A 25,398-nucleotide genomic window follows, 5' to 3' on the forward strand; every position below is an offset into this window, starting at 1 on the left:
CCCGTCGGCTCAGCGCCGGACAGCGCCACAGAATGCGTTCCTGCCGATGACCGACTAACAGATCACTGCGGTCAAGCACGTCGCGGTGACGCCCGGGCAGCGGCCGGTCATCGCTCTGGCCGTCGTCCTTTGCATCTGGCGATTGCCTTCAACCTCAGCTCGGCGACCGCGATCGCCCACGCCGGCATCGCCCGGCACCTGCTCGAGCGACCCATCGAACCGCCACCGCCTCAGCCGAGGCGCCCGCCGCCTCCCACACTGGCACCCGATGCCGACCGCCGTCCCCGGCGTGAGTCGCACCCCGAATGTCGGTTCCGGTTGAAGACTGACCCTGTGGTTCCGGCGGAATCGTGACCCACCCCCGACGCTGGTGAGGTGTTGAAGGTGGAGGACTGGGCGGAGATCCGCCGGTTGCATCGGGCTGAGGGACTGGCGATCCGAGCGATCGCCCGCAGGCTCGGGATCGCTCGGAACACGGTGCGCAAGGCACTGGCCTCGCATGAACCGCCCCGGTATGTGCGATCCGGGAAAGGATCGATCGTCGACGCGGTCGAGCCGCGGATCCGGGCGCTGCTGGCGGAGTTCCCGGACATGCCGACCTCGGTCGTCATGGAACGGGTCGGCTGGAGCAGGGGTAAGACGGTGTTCTTCGAGCGGGTGCAGCAGCTGCGACCGCTGTATCGGCCGGTCGATCCGGCCTCCCGCACCGAGTACCAGGCCGGCGAGCTGGCCCAATGCGATCTGTGGTTCCCGCCGGTCGATGTCCCTTTGGGGTTCGGGCAGAGGGGCCGTCCGCCGGTGCTGGTCATGGTCAGCGGCTACTCACGGATCATCAGCGCGGTCATGCTGCCCTCGCGCAGAGCGCCGGACCTGCTGGCCGGACACTGGAGACTGCTCAGCGAGTGGGGCCGGGTGCCGAGGGCCCTGGTGTGGGACAACGAGGCCGCGATCGGCCAGTGGCGGGCCGGGAAACCGCAGCTGAGCGAGGCGATGACCGCCTTCCGCGGAACGCTGGGTATCAAGGTCATCCAATGCCGTCCGGCCGACCCGGAGGCCAAGGGCCTGGTCGAACGCGCCAACGGCTATCTGGAGACCTCATTCCTGCCCGGCCGGTCGTTCGTCGGCCCGGCCGACTTCACCGCCCAGCTGAGCGATTGGCTGGTGCGGGCCGGTACCCGTCATCACCGGCGGCTCGGTTGCCGGCCGATCGACCGGTGGGAGGCCGACCGGGCGGCGATGCTGCCCCTGCCGCCGGTCGCGCCGACGGTGGGATGGCAACTGAGCACCCGCTTGCCCCGCGACCACTACGTGCGGCTGGACTCCAACGACTATTCGGTGCACCCGTCGGTGATCGGCCGGCGAGTCCACGTGACCGCTGACCTGGACCAAGTCGTGGTCACCTGTGACGGCGCCGCGGTGGCCCGCCATGACCGCTGCTGGGCCGACCATCAGACCATCACCGACCCTGCCCACCAGGCTGCAGCGGCGCAACTGCGTCAGGCGCGGCACCTGGCTGCGCTGCGCCCGCTGCAGACCGCGGTGGAGCAGCGGCCGTTGTCGGACTACGACCGGCTGCTCGGCCTGACCGATGAGGAGATCGCCGGATGAGCGCCCCGACCGGCAGCAAAAGCACCGGCAGGAACGTGGCCAGTGAGATCGCCTATCTCACCCGGGCGCTAAAGGCTCCCTCCCTGGCCGCAGCGGTCGAACGGCTGGCCGAACGCGCCCGCTCCGAACAGTGGAGTCATGAGGAGTTCCTGGCCGCATGCCTGCAGCGGGAAGTCGCCGCCCGCGAAGCCCACGGCGGTGAAGGCCGCATCCGCACCGCCCGCTTCTCCGCCCGCAAGTCGATCGAGGAGTTCGACTTCGATCACCAGCGGTCCCTCAAACGCGAGGTCATCACCCACCTGGGCACGCTGGACTTCATCACCGCCAAGGAGAACGTGGTGTTCCTCGGCCCGCCCGGCACCGGCAAGACCCACCTGTCCATCGGGCTGGGGATACGGGCCTGCCAGGCCGGGCACCGCGTCGCCTTCGCCACCGCCGCCGAGTGGGTGGCGCGTCTGGCCGAGGCCCACCAGGCCGGACGGCTCCAGGGCGAGCTCGTCAAGCTCGGCCGCATCCCGCTGCTGATCGTCGATGAGGTGGGTTACATCCCCTTCGAGGCCGAGGCGGCCAATCTGTTCTTCCAGCTGGTCAGCAGTCGCTACGAGCGGGCGAGCCTGATCGTGACCAGCAACAAGCCGTTCGGCCGCTGGGGCGAAGTCTTCGGCGACGACGTCGTGGCCGCAGCCATGATCGACCGCCTGGTCCATCATGCCGAGGTCGTCTCGCTGAAAGGCGACAGCTACCGGCTCAAGGACCGAGACCTCGGCCGTGTCCCCGCAGCCAAGACCGACAACTAAAGATCAAAACTTCGGGTGGTTCAAAGTTCACCCGGAACAGCCGGGTCACGATCGAGCCGGAATTGACACCCGAACCCGACGCCATTGCGACCCTGGAACGCCGAACAGCCGTGGGTTCCTGCTGAAGAACCTTCAGTCACCGTGAACCCGCCGCACTCGAAGCAGCAAGATATGCATAAACCATGCTTACGACTCCCGGGGCGGCGGGAGTCCTACGACCGGGCGCGGTCGTGCAACGAGTGCGGGAGCAACGGCGTGTGCGCGGCGAAACCCGAGCCACATCAGAGGCTCTACGGAACTCGGCGCGGTTCAAAGACCCCGGACACACATGGTCGACGGAGACGAGGACAAGTGGTGCCAGGCGCGAGCCGCAAGCGCATTCGGCCGTTGGCCGGGGCGGTGGTCTTGGTGACCCTCGCCTTGGCCGCGTGCCAGCCTTACCGGGACGAGATCTTCAACATCGTCAACGAAACTGGCGAGAACGTCGTGGTCACCTGGAACAGAGGCGACCTGTACGCCAACCTTCCTCCCGGCGGATCCATCGAGAAGATTCCGCCGCCAAACCGCTGCCGGGTCACTCCCCTGCCCGACGACCGGTTCACGGCGACGACGGAGACCGGAAAGCGCTACACCTACGGGCGGCCCATGTGCCCCGGAGAGACGTGGCACATCCGCAAGCCTCTTTCATCCTGAAATCGCAGCTCATAGCCGGTGAGGCCAGCGATCATCGGGGCCCTGGCCGCGCCGACCGTAAGCAGTCCAGCACCTCTTGCGATTCTAGAGTCGTGACCGATCTCGAGCCTGTGGATCTGGAGTTGCTCGCCGGGACCGCCGCAAGGATTGATCCGCTCATGCAGGGCGTCCTCGTCAGTGGGGATGTGAAGCAGATACGCGGCTTCGTCCTCGAAGCAGCGTGGAACTGTATGGAGCGGCCGTACTTCGAGCACCTGCGGGGGGTAGGCGGGCTCTACCGTGCCTGGATGGAAATTGAACCACTCCGACTTTCGTGGAGGCCCTGAAGCCAGCATCATCTGCTGGCGGAAGGGAGAATCACGTCACGATGCCAGCCCCGAGGAAGTATCCCCAAGAGCTTCGCGAGCGCGCGGTCCGGATGGTGTTTGAGGTTCGCCGGCAGACCGGCGGTGCCCCCGGCGCGATCGCCCGGGTGGCCGATCAGCTCGGTGTTCACCGCGAGGCGCTGCGCGGGTGGGTGCGCCAGGCCGAGATCGACGAGGGACAGCGTCCCGGCACCTCGACCGCTGATGCGCAGCGGATCGCCGAGCTGGAGCGTGAGGTGCGCGAGCTGCGCCGCGCCAACGAGATCCTCAAGGCCGCGGCCGCTTTTTCGCGGCCGAACTCGACCCACGGCCGCCCAGGTAGTCGCCTTCATCGACGCTCACCGCGGCGCTTTCGGCGTCGAGCCGATCTGCCAAGTGTTGCAGGTGGCGACGTCGACGTACTACGCGGCCAAGTCCCGCCCGCCCTCCGCGAGGGCGGTGCGGGACGCCCAGCTCATGGCCGAGATCACCACGGTGTGGAACGAGAACTTCGAGGTGTATGGCGTGCGCAAGATGTGGAAAGAGCTCAACCGGCGCGGCACCCGCGTGGCCCGCTGTACCGTGGCCCGGCTGATGAAGCGCCTGGGGCTTGCCGGGGCGGTGCGCGGGGATCACAAGCGGCCCACGACAACGATCCCCGATGCTCTCATTGACCGGCCCGCCGACCTGGTCAAACGCGACTTCACCGCCCCCTCCCCCAACCGGTTGTGGGTCGCCGACCTGACCTACATCCCCACCGCGTCGGGGTTCGTGTACGCGGCGCTGGTGATCGACGCGTTCTCGCGGATGATCGTCGGCTGGCGTCTGGCCGATCATCTGCGCACCGACCTGGCGCTGGACGCCCTGGAGATGGCCATCTGGCGCCGCGGAGACGGACGGCGGCTGGAAGGGCTGGTGCACCACTCCGACCGCGGCTGCCAGTATCTGTCGATTCGCTACACCGAGCGCCTGTCGGGTGCCGGGGCGGTCTGCTCGGTCGGCTCCCGTGGGGACAGCTATGACAACGCCCTGGCCGAAAGCACCATCGGGCTGTACAAGACCGAGCTGATCCACCGGCGCGGCCCGTGGAACGGCCTGGACGACGTCGAGATCGCCACCATGGAATGGGTCGACTGGTACAACAACCGGCGCCTCCACAGCGCCTGCAACGACCTCCCACCAGCCGAATTCGAGACCCACTACCGAACCCAAACCGCCCCGGCTATCCTCACCCCAGCCAGCTAACCCGGCCTCCACGAAACTCGGCGCGGTTCAAATCGACGACATTCTCGACGGCTGGCCCGTCGACTATGGGGCGGACACCGATGACCTGGTCATGCGCGAGTTCAGACTCGCGGCGCGGGAGTGGCTGGACATGCCGCGGACTGAGACCGGGTTCCGGGACTACGTGCATCGGTGGGAGAGGCGGGTGGCGGAAGACACCTGGCCCGCACCCGGAGGAGCCCATTGGCGGCAGCGGCTGGCCTCACCTGGCGATCGCGACGACTCCCGCCAACTTTGAGATCTTCACAACCTGATGACGCTTGGCTTCGTTCGCGAGATTGGGCGCCAGATGTTCGCGACTTTCGGCGCCACGTTGCTGGCGCCGCGTGCCGAGATGTTCGTGAGAACTGGCACCACTTGCGGATCTTGCCCGCCGGTGACGTCGGCGGTAGCTCCGGAGCCCCGTTCACCTCCGTGCAATCACTCATGGACCGAGCCGGGTGCGAGTGCGCGGATCTGCCGATGAGCGCGCACCCCTGGCTTTCGGAGCGACGTCACGTGACGAGCACGGCGGTGAGCATCGAGAGATACGACTCATGGGCGAGACGCAGGCTGTCAAGGTCGGACGTCTCGAACCACGCCACAGCGTCATGCTCGTCCGGCGCGGCGTTGACGGGTGTTCCGGTCCACCTGTCGACCAACCAGATTTGCATGTCGAACGTCGCGGTCCGGATCTCATGCATCGGCGGGCTGGACGGCTCCGATGCCGTGATTGCCAACTCCTCCCGAAGCTCGCGGACAAGGCTCTCTTTCGGATCCTCCCCCTCCTCAACATGACCGCCCGGTAGGTCCCACACGTCGGGATACCAACGGCGCCCGGCGCTTCGATGACACAGCAACACCCGATCGCCGTCGCGAAGAACTGCCGTCACAATCCGGACGGGACCGGAGTCGTCAGCGGAGATCGTCATCGGCACATTCTGATCCATGGGGATCTGCCGCAGACAAGGCGCGCCCCGCCGCCGACACCCCGTCACCGTGCGTTAGCGGTGCGCTGGCAGACGACAGGCATATCCCGCCCCCACCGAGGGGTGGCGCCCAAACTTACGAACATCGAGGTCGGTGAAATTCCGCTGGTGCCGAAAATCAGCGAGATCTGATGCCAGAACTCACGAACAAAGCCAGACGCTGGTCAGCAGAGATAACAGAAGGCCGGGTTGACGCTCCCACGCCCCATCCAGGCAAGGGAGCGTCCGGTAGGCGGCGAGCGCCCAAGGCGCGACGTTCAAGATGCATGCAGTGTCGGTGACCGGCATCAACCGTAGTGTTCGCCGAAAGATCGAAGTTATCCGGGGCGCGCTTGATCTGTAGCGGCTGAGGTTCCGGCTGAGTTGCTGCGCTTCCGGTGAGATAGTCACCCGAGGTAGTCTGTCGGTGACGCCGGGAACCGCGGGTTCCTGGAAGCCGTGAGGCCAGGTGACCTGGGGCATGACCGGGAGCCTGGCCTGGCGCTTTTCAGGGTTCGGATCAGAGCACCCTCACGGGGAAGTCGATCACCCTGTCGCCGAGAATCTCCCGGTAGCGAGGGTCGCCCAGCTTCTCGGCGCGGACGGCGCCGGCCACGATGTCGGCGACCCACAGTAGGGCCTCGCCCGCGCCGGGCAGATGATCGATGCGGAAGCGGGTGCCCTTGGGCAGTGTGTAGCGGGCGTGCTGCACAGTGGTGACGTCCCTGGTGTTGAGCGTTGGCTGGCGGGCCTCCATGAACAGTTGCTCGACTCCGAACCCGTGCAGTTCGAGCACCAGTTGGTGAAGGCAGTAGGCGCGGGCGCGCTCTTGTCTGCGCTGATGGACCGGAGACCCGACCGCAACGACATGCAACCCGTCGATCTCGGCCACCGTGTAGGCCAGCTCCAACCGCTCTTTGTCATCGCGGGCGACCCAGTGCAGCTTGGCCGGGGCGTGCCGGGCCTGCGCCTGCAGCATCTGCGCACGTGCCGACTCCTGCGCGGAAGCGGGGATGATCACGGCAGCGATGATGTAGAAGCCGGCCGTGTCGTGCTCCTGAAACGACTCATCCGCCCAAGCGGTGCTCACCCTCACGCGGCATCGTCCCCCGGGGGCCTCCTCGGAATCGGGCCCGCAGCACCTCGTGGTCGGCGATGACCAGGAACCCCGCACGGTAGACCCCGATCGTCGCCCGCGGCATCTTCACGATCGGCTCCCAGCCACGGTCACTGTGCAACAGGTCCGTGCCATGCAACTCCTCCGGGACGACCCCGTACGCCTGCCCGGCGCCGGCCACGACCTCGTCCAGGGCGCGTGTCAGGGAGATCACCTGGACGTACGAGACCGGCAGCGCAACCATGGAGTAGCGGTCGCGGGTGTAGCTCTCGTCCACGTACGCCAGCAGCACGTCACACAGCGTGACAGACCCCTGACAGCCTCGGGCGGAATCCGGCGGTCACTCGGTGAACACGCCTCGGGGTGACCTGGGATGAAACGGCTACGATCACTGCGAACCGGACTGGCGGATAGTGATGTCGAGGCCGGTGCCACCGGGAAGCCGTGCTCAGCCAGTTGGCGGTTCACGTGCCGCGTCATCCGGGCCACCCGGGCGGGGTCGGCCTGCCGGGCGCGTTCGCGCAGCAGAGCCAGCGCGCGCTGGTCGGTGATGTGCTTTTCGGTGACGGCGTCGTTGAAGACCGCGGTCACGCTGGCGGCCTTGCCTGCCGCGACGAGGTGCTCGGCGTATTCGAGGATGCCGGCGTCCACGGTGATGGTGATCCGGACCTTCCTGCCTCCGCGCATGCTCGCAATCTGAACCGCGCCGAGTTTCGTGGAGGCCGGGTTAGCTGGCTGGGGTGAGGATAGCCGGGGCGGTTTGGGTTCGGTAGTGGGTCTCGAATTCGGCTGGTGGAAGGTCGTTGCAGGCGCTGTGGAGGCGCCGGTTGTTGTACCAGTCGACCCATTCCATGGTGGCGATCTCGACGTCGTCCAGGCCGTTCCACGGGCCGCGCCGGTGGATCAGCTCGGTCTTGTACAGCCCGATGGTGCTTTCGGCCAGGGCGTTGTCATAGCTGTCCCCTCGAGATCCGACCGAGCAGACCGCCCCGGCACCCGACAGGCGCTCGGTGTAGCGAATCGACAGATACTGGCAGCCGCGGTCGGAGTGGTGCACCAGGCCCTCCAGCCGCCGTCCGTCTCCGCGACGCCAGATGGCCATCTCCAGGGCGTCCAGCGCCAGGTCGGTGCGCAGATGATCGGCCAGACGCCACCCGACGATCATCCGCGAGAACGCGTCGATCACCAGCGCCGCGTACACGAACCCCGACGCGGTGGGGATGTAGGTCAGGTCGGCGACCCACAACCGGTTGGGGGAGGGGGCGGTGAAGTCGCGTTTGACCAGGTCGGCGGGCCGGTCAATGAGAGCATCGGGGATCGTGGTCGGTCGCTTGTGGTCCCCGCGAACCGCCCCGGCCAGCCCCAGGCGCTTCATCAGCCGGGCCACGGTACAGCGGGCCACGCGGGTGCCGCGCCGGTTGAGCTCCTTCCACATCTTGCGCACGCCATACACCTCGAAGTTCTCGTTCCACACCGTGGTGATCTCGGCCATGAGCTGGGCGTCCCGCACCTGCCGGGCTGAGGGCGGACGGGACTTGGCCGCGTAGTACGTCGACGTCGCCACCTGCAACACCTGGCAGATCGGCTCGACGCCGAAAGCGCCGCGGTGAGCGTCGATGAAGGCGACTACCTGGGCGGCCGGGGGTCGAGTTCGGCCGCGAAAAAAGCGGCCGCGGCCTTGAGGATCTCGTTGGCGCGGCGCAGCTCGCGCACCTCGCGCTCCAACTCGGCGATCCGCTGGGCGTCGGTGGTCGAGGTGCCCGGCCGCTGCCCCTCGTCGATCTCGGCCTGGCGCACCCACCCGCGCAATGCCTCGCGGTGAACACCGAGCTGATCGGCCACCCGGGCGATCGCGCCGGGGGCACCGCCGGTCTGCCGGCGGACCTCAAAGACCATGCGCACCGCGCGCTCTCGAAGCTCTTGGGGATACTTCCTCGGGGCTGGCATCGTGACGTGATTCTCCCTTCCGCCAGCAGATGATGCTGGCTTCAGGGCCTCCACGAAAGTCGGAGTGGTTCAAGTGCGGGCTCTATGCGCCATGCCCTGACATGCTTCGGTGTGGTGGATTTGGTGATTTGGCTGGCGCAGGCAATAGTCCTCTCGTACATTCGTGCGAGGGGCGGCCAAGAGCGGTGATGCCCTGGGCGTGTCTGGCGAATGCTCCCGAAGGGTGCCTCCCCGGGTTGTTGGGGGTGTGCCAGTACGAGCTGATTATTGGCCAAGTTCCCCACTGTGGTGGGGGCGTGCCCTACGGGGACGAGTTCCTTTCCTTCCGCCCTGCTAGTGATGGATGGTGCTGTTTGAGTCATGTCATCGATCTGCGAGCTCCTTGGGGCAAGCTGGGCAACAGCGACGTTCCGCATCCTCTGATCTGCCATGCGATCGACACCATGGCGGTGGCGGAGCTGCTGTTTGACAAGCTCTTGAGCGCTCGGCTCCGCTCGAGGTTCGCCTCAGTGTTCGCGCCGATCGGTGAGGCGCGTATGTGGGTGGCGTTCTTCTGTGGGCTTCATGACCTTGGAAAGTTGTCGCCGGCCTTCCAGGCGCTGAGAGCCGATGTGGCGGTGCGGTTGATGGGGGAGCCCGCGGCTGGTGCCATCCGGCGGATGCCGGATTACAAGCGTGTTGGACGTATTGATACTCCGCATGGAGTCCTGACGGCGGTGCGGGTCGAACCGATGCTCAGGGCGTGGGGAGCCAGCGCCCGCACGGCTCAGGACCTGGCGAATGCGATCGGCGGGCACCACGGCTCCTTCCTGAGGAGCGAGACCCTGCGGCAGGCCCGGAGCGGCGTCCGCGACCACGGAGGTGACCTCTGGAAGGACTGGTGCGTCGAATTCGCGGAGCACGTTCTCCAGTTGCGGAACCTGCCGAAGCCGGCAAAGGCGGCATGGGCGCAGCTGCACATCGAGACCGACTTGCTGGTGGTCCTGTCGGGACTGACCTCGGTCTCCGACTGGATCGCCTCCGCTGAGAGCAACTTCCCCTACGCCGGAGCCGACGTCGACCTGGCTGCTTACGTCGAGCGCGCGGCGAAGCAGGCCCGCGAAGCCGTGAGGCGGCTCGAGTGGGTCCCCTGGGAGCCGCCGGAAGGGGCCCGGTACAAGAGCCTTTTCGGTGAGGACCCTCGGCAGATGCAGCTCGACGTCGAACAGATCACCGATGAGCTCGAGGCTCCACTGATGCTGATCGTGGAGGCTCCGACCGGCGAGGGGAAGACGAAGGCCGCGCTGCAGGCTGCCGCACGCTTGGCACGTTCCCGCCCGGGCTCCGGCTCTGGCGATGGGCTGTACTTCGCCACCCCGACCAGGGCAACCAGCAATCAGGCCTATCGCGAGATCAATGACCTCATCAATAGGCACCAGCCCGAACTCGCCGTGCGACTGCTGCACAGCAGCGCGGAGGACTTCCTTATCGCGGAGCGGATGCGGAACCAGGAGGACGAGGCCCTCCAGCCGAGCGCCGTGGATGAGGACGGGGACCCGGCCGTCGCGGCGGACGCACGTGAGTGGTTCACCCGCAAGAGAGGGCTGTTGGCACCGGTCGCGGTCGGCACGGTGGACCAGGTGCTGATGGCGGGGATCCGGTCGCGCCACGTCTTTGTCAGGATGACTGGGCTGTCCGGCAAGGTCGTCGTGATCGACGAGGTGCACGCTTATGACCCGTACATGTCCACGATGCTGGACCGGGTCCTGCAGTGGCTGGGCTTCCTCGGCGTATCGGTGATCCTTTTGTCGGCCACGCTGCCGGCCCACCGGCGTAATGACCTTGTCCGCAGCTGGCGTACGGGGCTGCTCGGCGACAACGTGACGAGCCCTGCCCTCGACGCCACGGTCGCCTACCCTCGCATCACCTACGCGACCGCCGAGACAAGCAGGACGGTCCCGACCGCTGTCAGCGGCCTCAACGCCGATCGGCGCATGACCGTGATCCGGGTCCCCGATGAGGACATGGTCACCTGGTTGCTGGAACAGGTACGTCGCGGCGGCTGTGTCGCCGTGATTCACAATCTGGTGAGACGTGTCGAGAAGACGCAGGCTGCCCTCGAGGAAGCCATCAGCAGACTCCCGGCCGAGGAACGGCCGGAGCTGTACGTCATCACCGGCCAGCTGTCGGCGAAGGCGCGGTCCGAGGTTGAAGATCAGCTTCGTCGCGCCTTCGGTCCTCCTTCCCGGGAAGAGGAATTGGACAGTCCGTGCAAGGGGCGACGAGGCGAGGTTGCTCGGCCGGCTCGTGCCATCGTCGTGGGCACCCAGGTGCTGGAATCCAGCCTCGATCTGGACTTCGACCTGCTCGTCAGCGACCTCGCCCCGATCGACAGCCTCATCCAGCGCATGGGCCGTGTGCACCGTCGCGGAGACGCGCATCCCCGCCCCGCGCACTTGACGGAGTTGACGCTGGCCATTACCGGGGTCGAGGAGACCGACAAGGGGCCGAAGCTTCCCCCCTACACGGGAAGCATCTATCCGAAGGCGTTCACGTGGCGTACGTGGGCGCTGCTGCGAGACCGTACGGCGATCCACTCGCCAGGCGACGTGGCCGAACTGATCGAGAAGGTGTACGGGCCGCAGCCGGTGACCTGTCCGCCTGGGTGGACGGCCCTTGCTGAGGCGGCGCTCACGCTGGAGAGGTCGCACGCCAACCAGCGATTCGACGCCCGCGTGCTCTATCTGCCCTGGCCACGCCGGGACATGCCGCTCAGGGATATGACCGGGCGAGCGGGAAGCTCCCGCCAGACCCGCAGGGAAGGACGCCCGTCATGACCGACGCGCTCGGCTTCTCCGAAAGCATCGACGCGACGGTCGCGGTGGTGCTCCTCCGTGAAGGGCCGGTCAGCGGGGAGCTCATCCCGCTCGAAGGGAACATAGCTGTCGATTTTGACGCCGGCACGCCCCCGACACCCGAGCTGGTCGCCCAACTGCTCGACTCCAGCGTGCGCCTCACCGCGCCCTCCGAGGTGCCCTACGAGGTCGTCGAGGCCATCAATGAGGTGCCGATTCCTGCGGTCTTCACGCGGACGCCTTGGCTGCGTGCGCACCGGGCGCTGGTCCTTCGTGATGGCCGCGCGGCCCTGGGTGCCTTCCAGATGAGGTACAGCCCACGCCTCGGACTCGTCGTCGACGAGCTGCTCAGAACGGACACAGGTGAATGACGCCGGACAACAGGAAGGCGAACGTGACCTTCGATCTCGTCGAGGAGCCGTGGCTGCCAGTCGAACGTAGGAACGGCTCACCCGATTGCCTGGGGCTGCGGCAGCTGTTACTGGAGGCACGTGACATCAGGCGGCTGTCGGCCGAGACCCCCACGGTGACGGCCGCGCTCTACCGCCTGGTGCTCGCCTTCGCACATCGCGCCTATGGGCCAGCCGACAGCGAGACATGGGCAGCCTTGTGGAACGGGGAGTTCGCTCGGAAACAGCTGGATGACTACCTGTCCCAGCACCCCAGGCGCTTCGATCTGTTCGATCCCGACCGGCCATTCCTGCAATGCCCGGCCCTGGCCACGTGCGAGCCGACAGGCGCGGCCAAGCTCGTACCCAGCCGCGCCGTCGGCAACAACGTCACACTGTTCGATCACACCACCGCACATGATCGCGTCGCCCTCGAACCCGCGGAGGCCGCGCAGTGGCTGGTGACGGTCCACGCGTACGACCCGGGCGGCCTGAAGACCCCCTACACGAAGGTCAAGTCATCGGAACGCGCCCCGGCGAACCAGTTCGGAATGGTGCTGGTCGAAGGCGCGACGCTCCACGAGACCCTGCTGCTCAACATGCCGATCTACAACCCCGAGCGGGAGCAGCCGGAGCCCACCTCCCCGGACGACCGGCCGCCGTGGGAGGCAGACTCCCCTCCCGACCCGGAGCCGGACGAGCGGTCCCCCCTCGGGTGGACCGACCTGCTCACCTGGCCATCCCGGCGCGTGCTTCTGCACCCGCACGTCGACGGCACCGGCGTAGCCGTCGACAAGGTCGTCATCACCCCCGGTACGCGTCTGCGAGGCGACCTGGCGGACATCGAGCTGATGGCCGCCTTCCGCCGGCCGCCGCGCAAGGCCAGGCAGAAGAAACGCGAGGACTTCCGCGCGGTGCGCCTGGATGGGCGCCGTGGGATTTGGCGGCATGCGGAGGCGTTCCTGTTGGCCGGGGACGAGGACACGCGGCGCCGGCCCCGCCCGCTGGACCACATCGCGGACCTCGTCGAGAGCGAGACGATCCCAGAGGAGACCGTCTACACGATCCGGGTCTTCGGACAGCAGCTCGGATCCAAGGGCGCGGTGGTGGAGTCGTGGGCGGAAGAGGCCGTCTCCGCGCCGGTCGCGCTGCTGCGCGCGCGCCACGCGCCGGTCGGCCCCATCATCGGCCACGCCGTCGATCTCGCCGACCAGGTCGCTGGCGCCCTTCGTGACATGGATCACGACTTCTGCGCGGCGATGCACGCGGACCGCAGCGTGGGCATCGACCTTCCGTACTGGACGCAGCTCCCCCAGCCCTTCGACGAGTTCCTGCGCGCGCTGGCCGAGGCACGCCGCAATGGGCAACCGGAAACGGACGCGATCGAGGGATGGGCGCGGGCCGTGCGGAAGGCGGCCACCGCCGTCGCCGACCGCTGGGCCTACGGATCGCCGCGCAAGGGGCGCAACCTTTCCGAAGCCGGCAAGCAGTTCGGCAGGTTCACAGGCGCGCTGCACCACCTCACGGAAGTGTTCGCCGCCAAGGCCATGAATTACGTCGACGAGGAGGTCTCTTCTTGATCCCCCAAGCGTCCTCACTGGAGGAGATCCGCCAACGGCGCCGCCGATTCGTCAACCACCTGTACGGATTGCACGCCAAGCTCGAGTCCGGGCGGCAGTATCAGAGCGCCGAGGCCCGGCGCGACCTGGCCCTGCTGCGCCGTTCCCTCGCTGGCGGCCGTCAGGAGGCGGACGCGTACGCGGTGGTTTTTCCCTACGACCCGCCGATCGAGGAGCAGCAGGCATGGCTGCTCGTGGCCGGTCTGTTCGCGCTGCATCCTCAGCCTCGGCCCCGGACCTCGCCCGGCCCGTCAGGTGCGCAACGCCCGCCGTCCCGCTCCATTGGCGTGTCCATGAGGCGGCTCGTGGAACGCCGAAGCTCCGCGGAACGCAGATTCCTGCAGCTGCTGGGCGTCGACCGCACAGCCCTGCCGCACTACCTCCGGCAGGCCGTGCAACTCCTGCACACCGAAAACATCCCGCTCGACTACGACCGGCTGCTGGACGACGTGGTGATCCTCATGAGCGAGCACCACGATCCCGAGCGCGCCCACCGCGTACGGCTGACGTGGGCCCGCGACTTCCATCGCCAGCTCCGCCAAACCCCGGCGAACGCCCCCGTCGCCCCGACTGCCTAACCAGTCCCCCCACCAGGAGAACTAGTGATCATCGAGCTTCACCTGCTGCAGTCGTTCCCGGTCAGCAACCTCAACCGCGACGACATCGGGCAGCCCAAGACGGCCACCTTCGGCGGGGTCACCCGCGGGCGCATCTCCAGCCAGAGCCTCAAGAGAGCAGCCAGGGGATTGTTCAACCAGTACGGGCTCAGCGTCGACGAGACAGGCGTGCGCACCAAGCGACTCCTGGACAATGCAGCAAAGCTGCTTGCCGAACGGCACGGCCGCGACGGGGAGCGCAGTCAGGTCGTGGCGGGAGCCGGCCTGGAGGCCCTTGGCTTCGGTATCGACGCCGAGACCAGGCTCACCCAATACCTCTTGTTCGTCGGCCGCAGCGCGAGCGAACTGCTGGCCGACTTTTGCGAGCGTGAGTGGGACAAGCTTGAGAAGGCCGCCGCACAGAAGGCGGCGGAGGCGAAGAAGGCGGCAGAAAAGAAGAAGAACGGGGACTCTACCGAGCCGGAGACTCCCGCCAAGAGCAAGAAGATCAAGCCGGACAAGGCGACCCTGGCAGAGGCACAGAAGATCCTGGATGCCCAGAAAGTCGCCGACATCGCACTGTTCGGGCGGATGATCGCCGACAACAAGGACTTCAGCGTCGAGGCCGCCTCCCAGGTGGCCCATGCCCTGTCCACCCACGCCGTGGCCAACGAGTTCGACTACTACACCGCCGTCGACGACCTCAAGCCGCAGGACGAATCCGGCGCCGATATGATCGGCACGGTCGATTTCAACAGCGCCTGCTACTACCGATACGCCAACCTCGACCTGGGCCAGCTCAACAAGAACCTCGGCGGAGACGCCGATCTGGCCGCACGTACGGCACAGGCATGGCTGTACGCCCTCGTTCACGCCGTCCCCACCGGCAAGCAGAATTCCATGGCGGCCCGCACCATGCCGGACACGCTGATCGGCGTCACCCGCGAGACGGGAGCTTGGAACCTGGCCAACGCCTTCCTCAAGCCGGTCACCGGCCCCGACCTGATGGCCCTGTCCACCCAGCGGCTCATCGAGCACCTGGGACAGTTGCGCAACTTCTACGGAGGCAAGGACCTGTCCGTGACGGCCGCATCGGTCACCGGCACGCTCCCCGGCATCGACGAAGCCGAACGGGCCACGACCCTGGAGGAGTTCAGCAACCGCGTCCTGGCTTCCCTCAAGGCCTGAGCCATGACCCTCTCCCTGGCACTTTGCCTCGACGCACCCATGCAGTCCTGGGGCATCCGATCCCGCTTCACCATGCGGGAGACCACCAGAGAACCCACCAAGTCAGGCATCGTGGGGCTGCTCGGCGCCGCCCTCGGCATCCCCCGCGACGACGAGAAGGAACTGGGCCGGCTCGCCGGCTTACGCATGGCCGTGCGCGTGGATCGCGAAGGCATCCTCGAGCGGGACTACCACACAGCCCAAAACGTCCCCACCACCGCGGGCACGGGCCACCGCACCGTGGTCAGCGAGCGCTACTACCTCGCCGACGCGCTGTTCCTCGTCGTGCTCGAAGGAGACGAAGCCACGATCACCAGAGCCGCCGCGGCCGTGCAACGCCCGCACTGGCCGCTGTGCTTCGGACGCAAGCCCTTCGTGCCGGCCCGCCCGCTGACCCGCTCAGGCCGTCCCGGGGGACCACGCACCGGTGAAGGCCTCCAGGAAAAGCCCCTCGACACGGTCCTGCATGATCACCCCTGGCTCGAAACACGCCCCAAAGCCCGCGCCTGGGCGCTCGCCGACCTTCAGCGCGGCGAGACCATCGAGCTGCGCACGATGATCGATTGCGACCCGGCCGTCCCCGGAGCCGAACCGAGACACGACCAGCCCATTTCCCTTGTCCGGCACGACCGGCGCTTCACCACCCGCGCTGTACTGCCCGGGTACGTCGCACTCACTGAGGACATGATTTCAGCAGGAGACTCGGGTGTTCCTGAGCAAGCTCAACATTGACGTGACCTCGCGGGAGTTCCGCCGCGACTTCGCCGACGTGCATCAGATGCACCGCACCGTAATGGCGGCGTTCCCGCAGGTCGACGACGAGCAGCCGCCACGGCAAAAGCATGGCGTGCTCTGGAGGCTGGACCCCAGCCAGCAGGGCTACCTCCTATATGTGCAAAGTCGTGTCGAGCCCGACTGGTCCCGCCTGCCGCAGCACTACCTCACCGAACCACACCAGGTGCGGGATCTGCGACCTCTCTTCGACGCCATCACGGGTGGCCGATGCTTCGCGTTCCGCCTGGTCGCCAACCCCACAAGAGCCGTCAAGCGCGACGAGAAACAGCAGAGCGCGCGAGCTGAGCAAGGCAAGCGGGATCAACCGCGCCGCGTCGTTCACCGCACCCCCGAGGCTCAAATCGACTGGATGATCCGCCAGGGGGAACGCAACGGGTTCGTCGTCCCAGCGGGCAGAAACGGCCGACCCGACGTCGCACCCTCCCCGGCGTTCCGCATGCAGGGGAAGACCTACTTCGGCGATGAGGCGCAGAAAGTTACCATCGATCACGTCCGGTACGACGGTCATCTGATTGTCACAGACCCAGGTCTGTTCGCGTCGGCTGTCCGAGACGGCGTCGGCCGGGGCAAGGCTTACGGCTGCGGCCTAATCAGTCTCGCCGCAGCGCGGTGATCAGCAAGTCGCAGATTGACAACTGAAGAGCCCATGGGGCAGCTCTCCCAGCTCTGGGGTGACCCACAGGAAATCGTGTGCATTGACTGCCTTTAGGGCGTTCCCCACGCATGTGGGGGTGATCCGGAGCCGGAGACCGAGACCAACGGCGGGCAGGAGTCCTCCCCATGCACGTGGGGTGAGCCGTACGAGGCCGGGTTCCCCCTGTCCTGGGAAGCGTCCTCCCACGCACGTGGGGGTGAGCCAAAGTGCAGGACGAGGTAGGCGACGACGGCCGCGTCCTCCCCACGCGCGCCTGGGGTGAGCCGGTGCGACGCGCGTACGCGCGACGCGCGAGTGTGTCCTCCCACGCACGTGGGGGTGAGCCGAAGACGGAGCTGGGCGTCCAGCCGGGCTTAACGTCCTCCCCACAAATATGGGGGTGAGCCGTGGCTGGGCGAGGACCTCTTCAAGCGGGCCGAGTCGGTCCCACGCGGGTGAGCAGTGAGCCGCGGAGCACGAGGCGCGGAACCGTTCTCCCCACACACGTGGGGGTGAGAGAGCCGACCGAGGACGACAGCGATTTCGAGGGTTCCATCCCACGCACCTGGAGGTAAGCCGCAGGTGGGCAGGATCCCGCTGCCGCAATGTTGTCCTCCCCACGCCGTGGGGGTGACCGATGTTCCAGTTCCGGGTCGAGGACATCACCCGTCCTCCCCACGCTTGTGGGGGGTGAGTCGTAAGAGGCCGAGCTGGTCCTGAAGAATCGTCGTCCGTCGCGGTCAGCCGACGCTCCGGGGAGCCGAGTGAGGCGCTGCGGAAGGCATCCTCACGCACGTGAGGGTGAGCCACCGTAGGCGGGCACCTCGTACGGGCCGAACTGGTCATCCCACGCACGTGGGGGTGAGCCGGACGGTGGTAAGGAAACATGGGCTTGCTATGAGTCCTCCCCACGCACGTGGGGGTGAGCCGCAGGCACGGCACGACCGGCTGATGGAGCTGCCGTCCTCCCACGCCCGTCGGGCTGAGCCGGGGACGCCCTACCGCGACGAGGTGACGCGGCTGTCCTGCCCGCGCACGTGGGGGTGAGCCGGACGAGACCGGTCGCGGCCACTTCAAGGTGGAGTCCGCCCCACGTATGTGGGGGTGAGCCGGTGCCGACGTACGGAATCTCGACGCGGGGCACGTCCTCCTCACGCGCGTGGGGTGAGCCGGTCGGCCCGGCGATGCGCCGCAGCCTCGACACGCCCTCCCCACGCACGTGGGGGTGAGCCGGTGATTCTCACCTCCACGGGGCGCATCAGGGTGTCCTCCCCACGCACGTGGGGGTGAGCCCTGGAGTCAGACCCTAATGTGGCGCCATGCCACGTCCTCCCCACGCACGTGGGGGTGAGCCGCGTGTGGCCGAGTACCAGCGCCACCTCCAGGCGTCCTCCCCACGCACGTGGGGGTGAGTCGTCGTTCGGCGCGCTGGTCGCGCTGGGCAGACTGCCTGAGCGTTGATCTTGTGACTGGCTGACACCGTCACGATCACCGTTCAGGGGCACACCCCTCCCCACGACACGCGAACACGCACGAAGACGAGTGGGGACTTAAAATTGGCCACCGGCGGTGACCTCAACCCGGCCACCTGCGGCTACTTTTACAAGGCCACGGACACCCACGCAGTTGGGGGTGAGCCGAGGCCGACATTCACCGCCTGGGCGCCGAGTTCGTCCTCTCCACGCACGTGCCCGCTCCACCTACCTCGCCAGCAGCCTGCCGGGCGTCCTCCCCACACACGTGGGGGTGAGCCGGTGTACGACCGTTACAGGTCAATATCCAGGATCCTCCCCGCACGTGGGGTGATCGAAGCGTCCAGACTTCGAGTTGCCCACTGATCATGTTTTCGGGCGAAGAGAATATGGAGGCCGGTGTGCCGAGGAGGTCGGACGGGCGACTGCTGGTTCGGCATATGGCTTGGCGTGCCCAGGCTGGGCATCGAGGCCAGCCACGTCGACCGGGTTAAAGCTTTGGGTCACCCGTCCTGACTGCAAGCGTGCCTGCTCGACGGCGTTCACGACAGCATCGTTGACCGTCGTAGCCTCCAGCCCCAATCGCGTGGCCGTACGGACGACCTGGCGGGCGACCTGTCCCGACGGCAGGCCCGCGACGATCGGGGCGACGGCCTGCAGGGCACGCATCCGGTCTTCGGCAAACTGCAAGCGCGGGAATCGCGCGAGCGCGGCGTCGACCACGATGTCGGCAAGCGGCACCCGGCTGCGGTCCAGCAGCCGGTGCAGTGCGGCGGGGCCGTCCTGCGCCAGGATCGCCGAGGGGTCCCTCCCCTCTGGGAGACGTACGGCCTCCGCGCCTCGCAGCTGTTCGAACGCCTTGACGGCACCCCGCATCCCCGCCGAGTCGCCGTCGAACGTGATCACGGCCCCGGTCGTGCCCAGGTCGCAGACCTGTCCGAGGGCGTCGACCTGAGCGGGAGAGAGGGCCGTCCCGCAGGTCGCCACGCCCACATAGCGCCCGCGCCCGGCGAGGGTGACCGCGATGGCGTCGAACGGGCCCTCGACGATGACAGGGCGGGCACCGGCGGCAAGGGCCTGCCGGTTCTCCGCCAGGCCGTACAACACATTGCCCTTCGCCGAGCCGCGGCTGGCAAGGTACTTCGGTCCGTGACCTCGTGGAGAGTGGCGGCCGATGAATCCGGCGATGCCGCCCTCCGGCGTCCGCAGAGTCAGCACGATGCGGTCCTGTAACGCATCGACCAGACGGGAACCGCGCCGTCTGGCCAAGCCGGACGCTTCAAGCACCGCGTCCTCGTACCCGCGGCCGCGGAGGTGCGCAACCAGCCCTTTCCGCCCACCCGGGGCGTATCCAATCCGCTATGCCCTGGCCGTCTGCGCGTCGATGCCGCGCTTGCCGAGGTACGGCACGGCCCAGCCACCCTTCAGTTGGGCCGCGAAGAACTGTTCGGCCTGACGGTGAATCCCACGCATCCGCGCCGCCGAAGACGTCGCCTCGAGGGCCTGGGCAGTATCCGGCTCCGCTCGGCGTACGTCCTTTGTCCGACCCTGCTGCACGTCGGTCGTCGTGCGTGACGCGCTGTCCATGTGCGTGGTGACGAGCGACGCGGTCAGGAGGACGCGGTCGCCGACCGCGAGCATCGTGCCGAAGCGCGGAGCCCGGGGGTCGGCCCCCGCCCAGCTGGACACGCTCGGAAAGCCGATCCCGTGGGCGTCCATGCTGAGCCGCCGCAGGACAAGGTACGCGACCGAGTCCGCCTGAAGCTTCGCGATGCCCCGGCAGACGGGCGAGGTGACGGCGGGGGCTTCGGCCGGGTGCTTCAGTAGGACGTGCGCCAGCTCGTGGGCCACCGCGGCGACGGCGGTGTTGTCGTCCAGATGGTCGGAGACGCGGATGAAGCGGCGCCCGTGCTCATTGCTAAGCACGGTCAGGGCCACGCCGTCGTACGGCGACCGCACAACGGGGAAACCCAGCCGTCCAGCGAAATCGGAGAGCGAGGCCAGAGCCTCTCCAGGTTCGAGCGGCGCCGCACCTGGTACCCAGCTGTCGGCGGACGGAATGGCCGTGGTCTGGCCGATGTCGAACACAGTTGACGGCCGCGTGCCATTCGACTGGACGATGCGGATCCCTCGCTCGCCCTTGAGCACCTGGCGGCCGAGCTGTCGCCAGGAGTCGTAGTCGGCCAGCATGGTGGCGTCCGGCCGTGACGCGCGGATGAGCAGGAGAGCGGCGAAACCGTACCCGCGATGCTTGGCGGCCAGGTCGAGAAACCGCGCCCAGTCCTGGCCGCTGCGCAGCAGGGAGGCTTCCTGAGCGGCCATGTCCAGCAGCGCCGCAGCATCGGGGCGTTCGGGGTCTCGAACCTCATCAACCACGCCCCTGACGCTGCGCCGGTCGGATTGCACCGCCTGTGACGCCAGCCGTCACCCTCGTCAGCTCACACGCTCCGGCCGGTGAGGATCTTCTGCCACAGCTCCTGCGCCCGGGCGGTCAGCAGCCACTCCGTTTCCGCCACCTCCAGCTCTGTCTTCTTCCGGTTGGTCCGCCGGACGAAGACGAGGCCTCCGGCCTGACACAGCTCATATATGCGGGCCGGCACTCGCAGGTGTGCCGCCGTACCCTGATGTGGGTGCAGCGGCGCTGCGGCTTCAGCCACCGCAGCTCCTCCGCGCCGGGTTGCGGGTCAGGGACGTGGATGCCGTGGTAGGGCGGGGGGATCATTCCTTCACCAGGTGGTCGTTCGCGAGCCGGGTCTGCTCTTCGAGCTGCCGCGCGAGGTCGGCGAGATTGGACGCCTCGATCGTCATGGCCAGGTCGCTCTTCCTGAGCACACCGAAGGGGAGCTGACGTCGCCTGGTCGCCGACAGCCATGGTTGGCGTCGGACCACCCAGTCGTCGCGGTACGCGTCAACGAGTCGGCGAAACGACGAATCGTCATCGGAGTCGGGCTGGGCGGAACGTGTGGGATCGTTGTTCACGGTCAGGACCTCGATTCCTGATCTCAAGAGCCCGTCCGGTGGTTTCGTCGCCGCGGCGGGCTCGCTTTTTCGGCGGCCAGCGTGCGGATAGGGCGGGCGGCCCCGTGACCCCCTCAGGTGTGGGGCCGCCCGAGCCCCGCCAGTCGTGACAACTCGACCAGCGGGGCAGCTTCGATGCGCCTGTTCAAGCAGGTGCTGACTTGCACGCAGGCTCTTTGCCGACCGAGGTGCGTACGACTCACCCGGCGCAGAGCGTGGGGATCGCACCTATCACGGCGCCGGTCCTTTTAGCTCAGCCCACGTCACGTGCCCGTTCCGAGTACGGCTGCTGCCGTACCACGGCGTGAGCTCCGACACCTCTGACCATTCGTCCTTCTCGTCGCCTCCCACGGGTTCGCCCGGGTCGTGGACTTCTACCCGGAGGCGGCCGGCAGACGGAGTGATCGTGACCGCGATCACCCCGTCCTCGGGCGTGCGGGGCACCGCGTTCGCGACGAGTCGGGACACCACTCGCTCGCACCGATCAGCGAGTTCCGGGCGATGCCTGCTGGCAGTGCTGCGTGCCCACGATCGCACCTTGTCGGCCGCCTCCGGGAGCCCGGGCAAAGTTCGCTTGTACATGGGAGGAGACCGCCTAAGCTGGTGACACTGATTTACGTTCTGAGTCCTCAGCTTGCAGCCTGGGGACACAGCCTGTCAACCTGTTCCGATGGATTCCGATCGCCCGCTATGGCTGCGCATCGTCGAACACTTCCGGCAGCAGATCAGCACGGGTGAGCTGCCTCCGGGCGCACGCCTGCCGTCCCGTCCGGAGATCATGCGCGAGTTCGGCGTGTCCGATGCGGTCGCCAAGCAGGCCGCCCGAGTTCTGGTCTCCGAGGGCCTGGCTGTGGCCAAGCCCGGCTCCGGCACCTACGTGCGCAGCAAGCCCCAACTTCAGCGTCTCGTTCGGGCCTGGTACCGAGGCAACCGCTCCGGCAGCCCCTTCGCCGCGGAGATGGAAGCCCAGGGCCGTCGGGCCGCATGGGACTACACCTCACACACCGCGCAGGCGCCCACGTCAATTCGGGAACGGCTGGGCCTCGGCGAACCGACCGGGGACCTGCCCGATGTGCTCCGTACGGAGTACCTCTTCTCCGCGGACGGACAACCCGTCATGCTCTCCACGAGTTGGGAACCGCTCGAGATCACCAGGGGCACGCCGATCGCTATGCCGGAGGAGGGTCCGCACGCCGGGCGAGGTGTGGCCGAGCGGATGCTCGTCATCGGCCACCCCATCGACGACTGGAGGGAGACCGTCGGAGCGCGATTGGGCACTGCCGAGGAGTGCGCAAAGCTCGCTCACCCGCAGGGCTCCGTCATGCTGACGATCGAGCGGGTCTACGAGTCGCGCGGGAAGGTGGTCGAGACGGCCGACATCGTGTTGCCGGCGGATCTGTACCTGCTGGAATACTCGGCCCGTATGGGTGCAGGAGAGTAACTCGCCGCGCTTCCCAACCGTGAGAGTCGCATCGCGGCTTGCGGCTCCTTCTGCCGAGGCGGGACTCTCCCGACAAACGTCACGCCCGTAAACCCTCTAAAGAGCCAGAGGAAATCGCCCTCAGCTCCACGTCTTCTCGGCGCGGTTGCGCTGGTGAGAACGCTGGGCTTTCCGATCTGCCTCTGTCTCCTCCCTCCGGTCCCAGCCATGGGCAATCGCCGTCATCGCGTGACCTGCGGCGAGTAGTCGCGGCGTCCACGGAGAAGCGTACAAGCTGCTCGTCGCCCTTCCGGCTGAAAAGCCTCGTCGGCGGTCAGGGAGAGGGATCAGCCCTCGCGATCACGAGCAACAGGGCCTCTCTGAGAGCTGCGTGCTTCCTGGCGAATTGGGACGACCGAAATGCCGGTGGAAAGTTCACGGTCATCGGCTCAGCTCGCTGTTTCTCGCGTCCGATGTCACGGCGTAAGCAATGGGTTCTCGTGATCCTTGCGACGTGTTGTCCGCCACTGCGCGCGACTCTCATACCTCCGCAGGAAGGCGCGGAGCTAAAGCTGGGTCGCCAACCGCAATTTGCTCTTGATCTAAATCAGGCCGCCCCTTTACCCTACAGCGCGCAATTATTCGACTACAGAGAGTGCTGAAGTGTCTTGTGTGACGTGGCGAGTGGGATTCCTTGCTCTCTTGGCCGCCGTCTCCGGTTGCACCGCCTCGCAGGAGGTCGGTCGTACGGCGACACCCCCCGCCTCGCCGACCGGGAGTCCTCCGCTGGCGGCGCCCTCTGCACGGGCGACCACCGTGGAGGACGCCATCGTCGAGGCCTACACCGCCTACTGGCCAGCGAGCACCCGTGCTGTCACCTTGCCGCGCGAGGAGGCGCGGCGACTGCTCAGTCAGTACGAGACCGACGACCAGGTCGAGGGCGAGCTCAAGGGCATCGCGCGCTACCAGGAGATGGACCGCGAGGGATGGGGGGAGGTTGTCGTGCACGTCAAGAAGGTCACGGTGAAGGGCGACACGGCCACCGTCCTTGACTGCATGGATGCATCTCGGACAGGAGAAGCTGATTCACGCACCCACAAGCTCATCCCGGGCACGCTCAGCACTCCTTACTTCTCGGTTGAAGCCACGATGCGCAGGGGTGCGGACGGGCGCTGGCGCATCCTTCAGAAGAAGGCACTGGAATCGAAGTGCACGCGGTGACCGCCCTGCTCGTCCTCGCGCTGATTGCCTCACCTGCTGCGGTAGCCAATGGGGATCCCGGCAGTGGGGCCGGAGCCAGCCGCAGTCCCAAGGGCTGGTCGATCTGGGCCAAGGAGACATCGCCCGGCCGGGCCCCTGTCCGTCCGGCCCCGGTGCGGAAGGCGAAGAAGGAAGTTGACGCCGACTGCGCTCCGATGGTCGATGGTTTCCCTCAGGGCAGCGACGACTTCTACTGCGGGCTGATTCGGCCGGGTGGCGGAGCCGGGGTGACCCCGCAGATGCTGGTGGGCCAGGCCGTAAAGGAACTGGCTCTGCCGTTGCCGCAGGTGAGCACCGCGCCACCGCGCGGCCGTCCGGGGATGGTCGGCATTCGGCAGTGGTTCTGGCTGAACGGCTCGGGGCAGTGGACGACCAAGTCCAAACGGGTGCACGTCGGGGCTGTCTGGGCCGAGGTGACGGCGTCCCCGCGGCGGCTTCTCATCTCGCCGGGCGCGGGCTTGCCCGACGTCGTCTGCGACGGCCCCGGCACGCCGTACGACCCGCATCGCCCGCCACAGGAGCAGGACAGCGGCTGCACCTATCTGTATGAGCGGTCGTCGGCCGGTCAGCCGCGAAACGCCTACCGGGTGTCGGTGACGGTCGTGTGGGGCGCGACGTGGCGAGGGTCTGGGGGAGCGGGAGGCCCGCTGGCGCCGATCAGCCGGTCCACCTCCTACGCCCTGACCGTGGCCGAGGCGCAGGCCCTGGTCACCGACTGAAATTTGAGGAGTTCCCTTCCGATGGTGCGCACGCGTACGCGCGATACGGTCACGCCGCTTCCCCTGCCGAGGCGGCGCCGGTCGCCGATGTTCCTGCTCGTCTTGGTCTTCATCGGGGCGGGCGTGCTGGCCGGGCAGTACGCCTACACCGAACTCGACCGGCGCAGCCCCGTGCTGATGGTCGCCCGGGACGTCCCGATCGGCCAGGTGATCACCGCCGACGACCTGGCCTCGGTACAGATCTCGGCGGACCCCCAGATCGCCACCGTCCCGGCGGGGCGGCTGCCGGAGACAATCGGCCGGGTCGCGGCCGCCGACCTGACGGCCGGCGCGCTCCTGGCGGAGACGCAGACGACGGACGCGATGACGCCGGGCCCCGGTCAGCAGCTGGTGCCGCTCGCGCTCAAGCCGGGTCAGCTTCCAGCCCGGGGCCTGCGTGCCGGCGACCGCGTCCTGGTCGCCGCCGAACTGGCCGACCCCGGGCAGGAAACCAGGGCCGTGACGAAGGACTTGGCCGCCGTCGTCGATCGGGTGGGGGAGGCAGACCCCGACGGGGTGCGAGTCGTCGACCTGCTGGTCGGCCCCGGGGCCGGCGGCTTCATCGCGCGGGAGGCCATGGGTGGCCACATCGCCCTCATCCTCACCTCCCGCAGGGACGCGGCGTGATCGGCCGAGGTT

General features: G+C 67.6%; 25 protein-coding genes and 1 other annotated feature. Of the genes, 17 read left to right on the forward strand and 8 right to left on the reverse strand.

Annotated elements, in window-relative coordinates:
* Positions 1-375 precede the first annotated feature (375 nt).
* The 5 genes from istA to OHB01_RS25945 all read left to right on the forward strand — a co-directional run bounded on the left by istA (position 376) and on the right by OHB01_RS25945 (position 4,687).
* A complete protein-coding gene (gene istA / locus OHB01_RS25925) occupies positions 376-1,608 on the forward strand; it encodes an IS21 family transposase (RefSeq protein WP_142652474.1) in 1,233 nt (410 codons plus the stop codon).
* Positions 1,605-2,405: an IS21-like element helper ATPase IstB gene (istB, locus tag OHB01_RS25930; RefSeq protein WP_142652473.1), complete on the forward strand. Its 801-nt coding sequence runs from the start codon at positions 1,605-1,607 to the stop codon at positions 2,403-2,405. Before istA ends, istB begins: the two co-directional genes overlap by 4 nt.
* Positions 2,406-2,759: 354 nt before the next feature.
* The gene (locus tag OHB01_RS25935) at positions 2,760-3,098 is read left to right on the forward strand and encodes a hypothetical protein (protein ID WP_142652472.1); all 339 of its coding nucleotides are present in this window, start codon (positions 2,760-2,762) and stop codon (positions 3,096-3,098) included.
* Positions 3,099-3,190: 92 nt separating this feature from the next.
* Entirely contained in the window at positions 3,191-3,424 is a 234-nt protein-coding gene (locus OHB01_RS25940) for a hypothetical protein (RefSeq protein ID WP_328854077.1), read from the forward strand.
* Between the two features lie 41 nt (positions 3,425-3,465).
* A protein-coding gene (locus OHB01_RS25945; protein ID WP_328854078.1) for an IS3 family transposase occupies positions 3,466-4,687 on the forward strand; the annotation gives its coding sequence in 2 pieces (ribosomal slippage) (positions 3,466-3,752 and positions 3,751-4,687; 1,224 coding nt in all).
* 533 nt (positions 4,688-5,220) lie between these two features.
* Here OHB01_RS25945 and OHB01_RS25950 read toward each other — a convergent pair.
* The 3 genes from OHB01_RS25950 to OHB01_RS25960 form a co-directional block, all read right to left on the reverse strand.
* Complete coding sequence (locus OHB01_RS25950) at positions 5,221-5,637, reverse strand: NUDIX domain-containing protein (protein ID WP_142652470.1); 417 nt, start codon at positions 5,635-5,637, stop codon at positions 5,221-5,223.
* 556 nt (positions 5,638-6,193) lie between these two features.
* On the reverse strand, positions 6,194-6,694 hold the full coding sequence (locus tag OHB01_RS25955; protein ID WP_260617556.1) for a hypothetical protein: 501 nt from the start codon (positions 6,692-6,694) through the stop codon (positions 6,194-6,196).
* A gap of 46 nt (positions 6,695-6,740) precedes the next feature.
* Positions 6,741-7,082 carry a hypothetical protein gene (locus OHB01_RS25960; protein WP_142652469.1) on the reverse strand — a complete coding sequence of 114 codons (342 nt, stop codon included), beginning with the start codon at positions 7,080-7,082 and terminating at the stop codon, positions 6,741-6,743.
* Positions 7,083-7,234: 152 nt separating this feature from the next.
* Between OHB01_RS25960 and OHB01_RS25965 the strand changes: the two genes are divergently transcribed.
* Complete coding sequence (locus tag OHB01_RS25965) at positions 7,235-7,534, forward strand: hypothetical protein (protein WP_328854079.1); 300 nt, start codon at positions 7,235-7,237, stop codon at positions 7,532-7,534.
* Here the strand turns inward: OHB01_RS25965 and OHB01_RS25970 are convergent.
* Positions 7,518-8,737 (reverse strand): IS3 family transposase gene (locus OHB01_RS25970; protein ID WP_328853951.1). Its coding sequence is split into 2 segments (ribosomal slippage): positions 7,518-8,458 and positions 8,458-8,737, totalling 1,221 coding nucleotides; the frame shifts between segments, so codons are not numbered across the junction. The two genes, OHB01_RS25965 and OHB01_RS25970, sit on opposite strands and share 17 nt — an antisense overlap.
* Positions 8,346-8,459: a sequence feature (AL1L pseudoknot), on the reverse strand. It overlaps the preceding gene by 114 nt.
* A gap of 353 nt (positions 8,738-9,090) precedes the next feature.
* Between OHB01_RS25970 and cas3 the strand changes: the two genes are divergently transcribed.
* The 7 genes from cas3 to cas6e are packed head-to-tail and all read left to right on the forward strand — an operon-like array spanning position 9,091 to position 16,810.
* On the forward strand, positions 9,091-11,553 hold the full coding sequence (cas3, locus tag OHB01_RS25975; protein WP_328854080.1) for a CRISPR-associated helicase Cas3': 2,463 nt from the start codon (positions 9,091-9,093) through the stop codon (positions 11,551-11,553).
* Entirely contained in the window at positions 11,550-11,942 is a 393-nt protein-coding gene (locus tag OHB01_RS25980; RefSeq protein ID WP_142652560.1) for a hypothetical protein, read from the forward strand. Before cas3 ends, OHB01_RS25980 begins: the two co-directional genes overlap by 4 nt.
* A gap of 23 nt (positions 11,943-11,965) precedes the next feature.
* On the forward strand, positions 11,966-13,540 hold the full coding sequence (casA, locus tag OHB01_RS25985) for a type I-E CRISPR-associated protein Cse1/CasA (RefSeq protein ID WP_205831250.1): 1,575 nt from the start codon (positions 11,966-11,968) through the stop codon (positions 13,538-13,540).
* Positions 13,537-14,157, forward strand: a complete 621-nt coding sequence (gene casB / locus OHB01_RS25990; RefSeq protein ID WP_205831249.1) for a type I-E CRISPR-associated protein Cse2/CasB — start codon at positions 13,537-13,539, stop codon at positions 14,155-14,157. The genes casA and casB overlap by 4 nt, the downstream gene beginning before the upstream one ends.
* Before the next feature lie 24 nt (positions 14,158-14,181).
* Positions 14,182-15,363: a type I-E CRISPR-associated protein Cas7/Cse4/CasC gene (cas7e, locus tag OHB01_RS25995; protein ID WP_142652557.1), complete on the forward strand. Its 1,182-nt coding sequence runs from the start codon at positions 14,182-14,184 to the stop codon at positions 15,361-15,363.
* 3 nt (positions 15,364-15,366) lie between these two features.
* The gene (cas5e, locus tag OHB01_RS26000) at positions 15,367-16,134 is read left to right on the forward strand and encodes a type I-E CRISPR-associated protein Cas5/CasD (RefSeq protein ID WP_142652556.1); all 768 of its coding nucleotides are present in this window, start codon (positions 15,367-15,369) and stop codon (positions 16,132-16,134) included.
* Complete coding sequence (cas6e, locus tag OHB01_RS26005) at positions 16,109-16,810, forward strand: type I-E CRISPR-associated protein Cas6/Cse3/CasE (RefSeq protein ID WP_142652555.1); 702 nt, start codon at positions 16,109-16,111, stop codon at positions 16,808-16,810. The genes cas5e and cas6e overlap by 26 nt, the downstream gene beginning before the upstream one ends.
* A gap of 1,859 nt (positions 16,811-18,669) precedes the next feature.
* Here the strand turns inward: cas6e and OHB01_RS26010 are convergent.
* The 4 genes from OHB01_RS26010 to OHB01_RS26025 form a co-directional block, all read right to left on the reverse strand.
* Positions 18,670-19,659 (reverse strand): toprim domain-containing protein, encoded by a 990-nt coding sequence (locus OHB01_RS26010; RefSeq protein WP_260617562.1) that lies wholly within the window; start codon positions 19,657-19,659, stop codon positions 18,670-18,672.
* Positions 19,660-19,662: 3 nt separating this feature from the next.
* Positions 19,663-20,679 (reverse strand): ArdC-like ssDNA-binding domain-containing protein, encoded by a 1,017-nt coding sequence (locus OHB01_RS26015; RefSeq protein ID WP_328854081.1) that lies wholly within the window; start codon positions 20,677-20,679, stop codon positions 19,663-19,665.
* 62 nt (positions 20,680-20,741) lie between these two features.
* The gene (locus OHB01_RS26020) at positions 20,742-20,960 is read right to left on the reverse strand and encodes a hypothetical protein (RefSeq protein WP_142652552.1); all 219 of its coding nucleotides are present in this window, start codon (positions 20,958-20,960) and stop codon (positions 20,742-20,744) included.
* A 61-nt stretch (positions 20,961-21,021) separates the two neighbouring features.
* Positions 21,022-21,282, reverse strand: a complete 261-nt coding sequence (locus OHB01_RS26025) for a hypothetical protein (RefSeq protein ID WP_142652551.1) — start codon at positions 21,280-21,282, stop codon at positions 21,022-21,024.
* Between the two features lie 709 nt (positions 21,283-21,991).
* On the opposite strand from OHB01_RS26025, the gene OHB01_RS26030 reads away from it, so the two are divergent.
* The 4 genes from OHB01_RS26030 to OHB01_RS26045 all read left to right on the forward strand — a co-directional run bounded on the left by OHB01_RS26030 (position 21,992) and on the right by OHB01_RS26045 (position 25,386).
* Positions 21,992-22,762, forward strand: coding sequence for a GntR family transcriptional regulator (locus OHB01_RS26030; RefSeq protein WP_142652550.1), 771 nt, complete (start codon positions 21,992-21,994; stop codon positions 22,760-22,762).
* A gap of 795 nt (positions 22,763-23,557) precedes the next feature.
* Positions 23,558-23,962 carry a hypothetical protein gene (locus OHB01_RS26035; protein WP_328854082.1) on the forward strand — a complete coding sequence of 135 codons (405 nt, stop codon included), beginning with the start codon at positions 23,558-23,560 and terminating at the stop codon, positions 23,960-23,962.
* A gap of 194 nt (positions 23,963-24,156) precedes the next feature.
* On the forward strand, positions 24,157-24,720 hold the full coding sequence (locus OHB01_RS26040) for a hypothetical protein (protein WP_142652579.1): 564 nt from the start codon (positions 24,157-24,159) through the stop codon (positions 24,718-24,720).
* 21 nt (positions 24,721-24,741) lie between these two features.
* A complete protein-coding gene (locus OHB01_RS26045; RefSeq protein ID WP_142652580.1) occupies positions 24,742-25,386 on the forward strand; it encodes an SAF domain-containing protein in 645 nt (214 codons plus the stop codon).
* Positions 25,387-25,398 lie beyond the last annotated feature (12 nt).

Source organism: Microbispora hainanensis, assembly GCF_036186745.1.
Taxonomy (GTDB): domain Bacteria; phylum Actinomycetota; class Actinomycetes; order Streptosporangiales; family Streptosporangiaceae; genus Microbispora.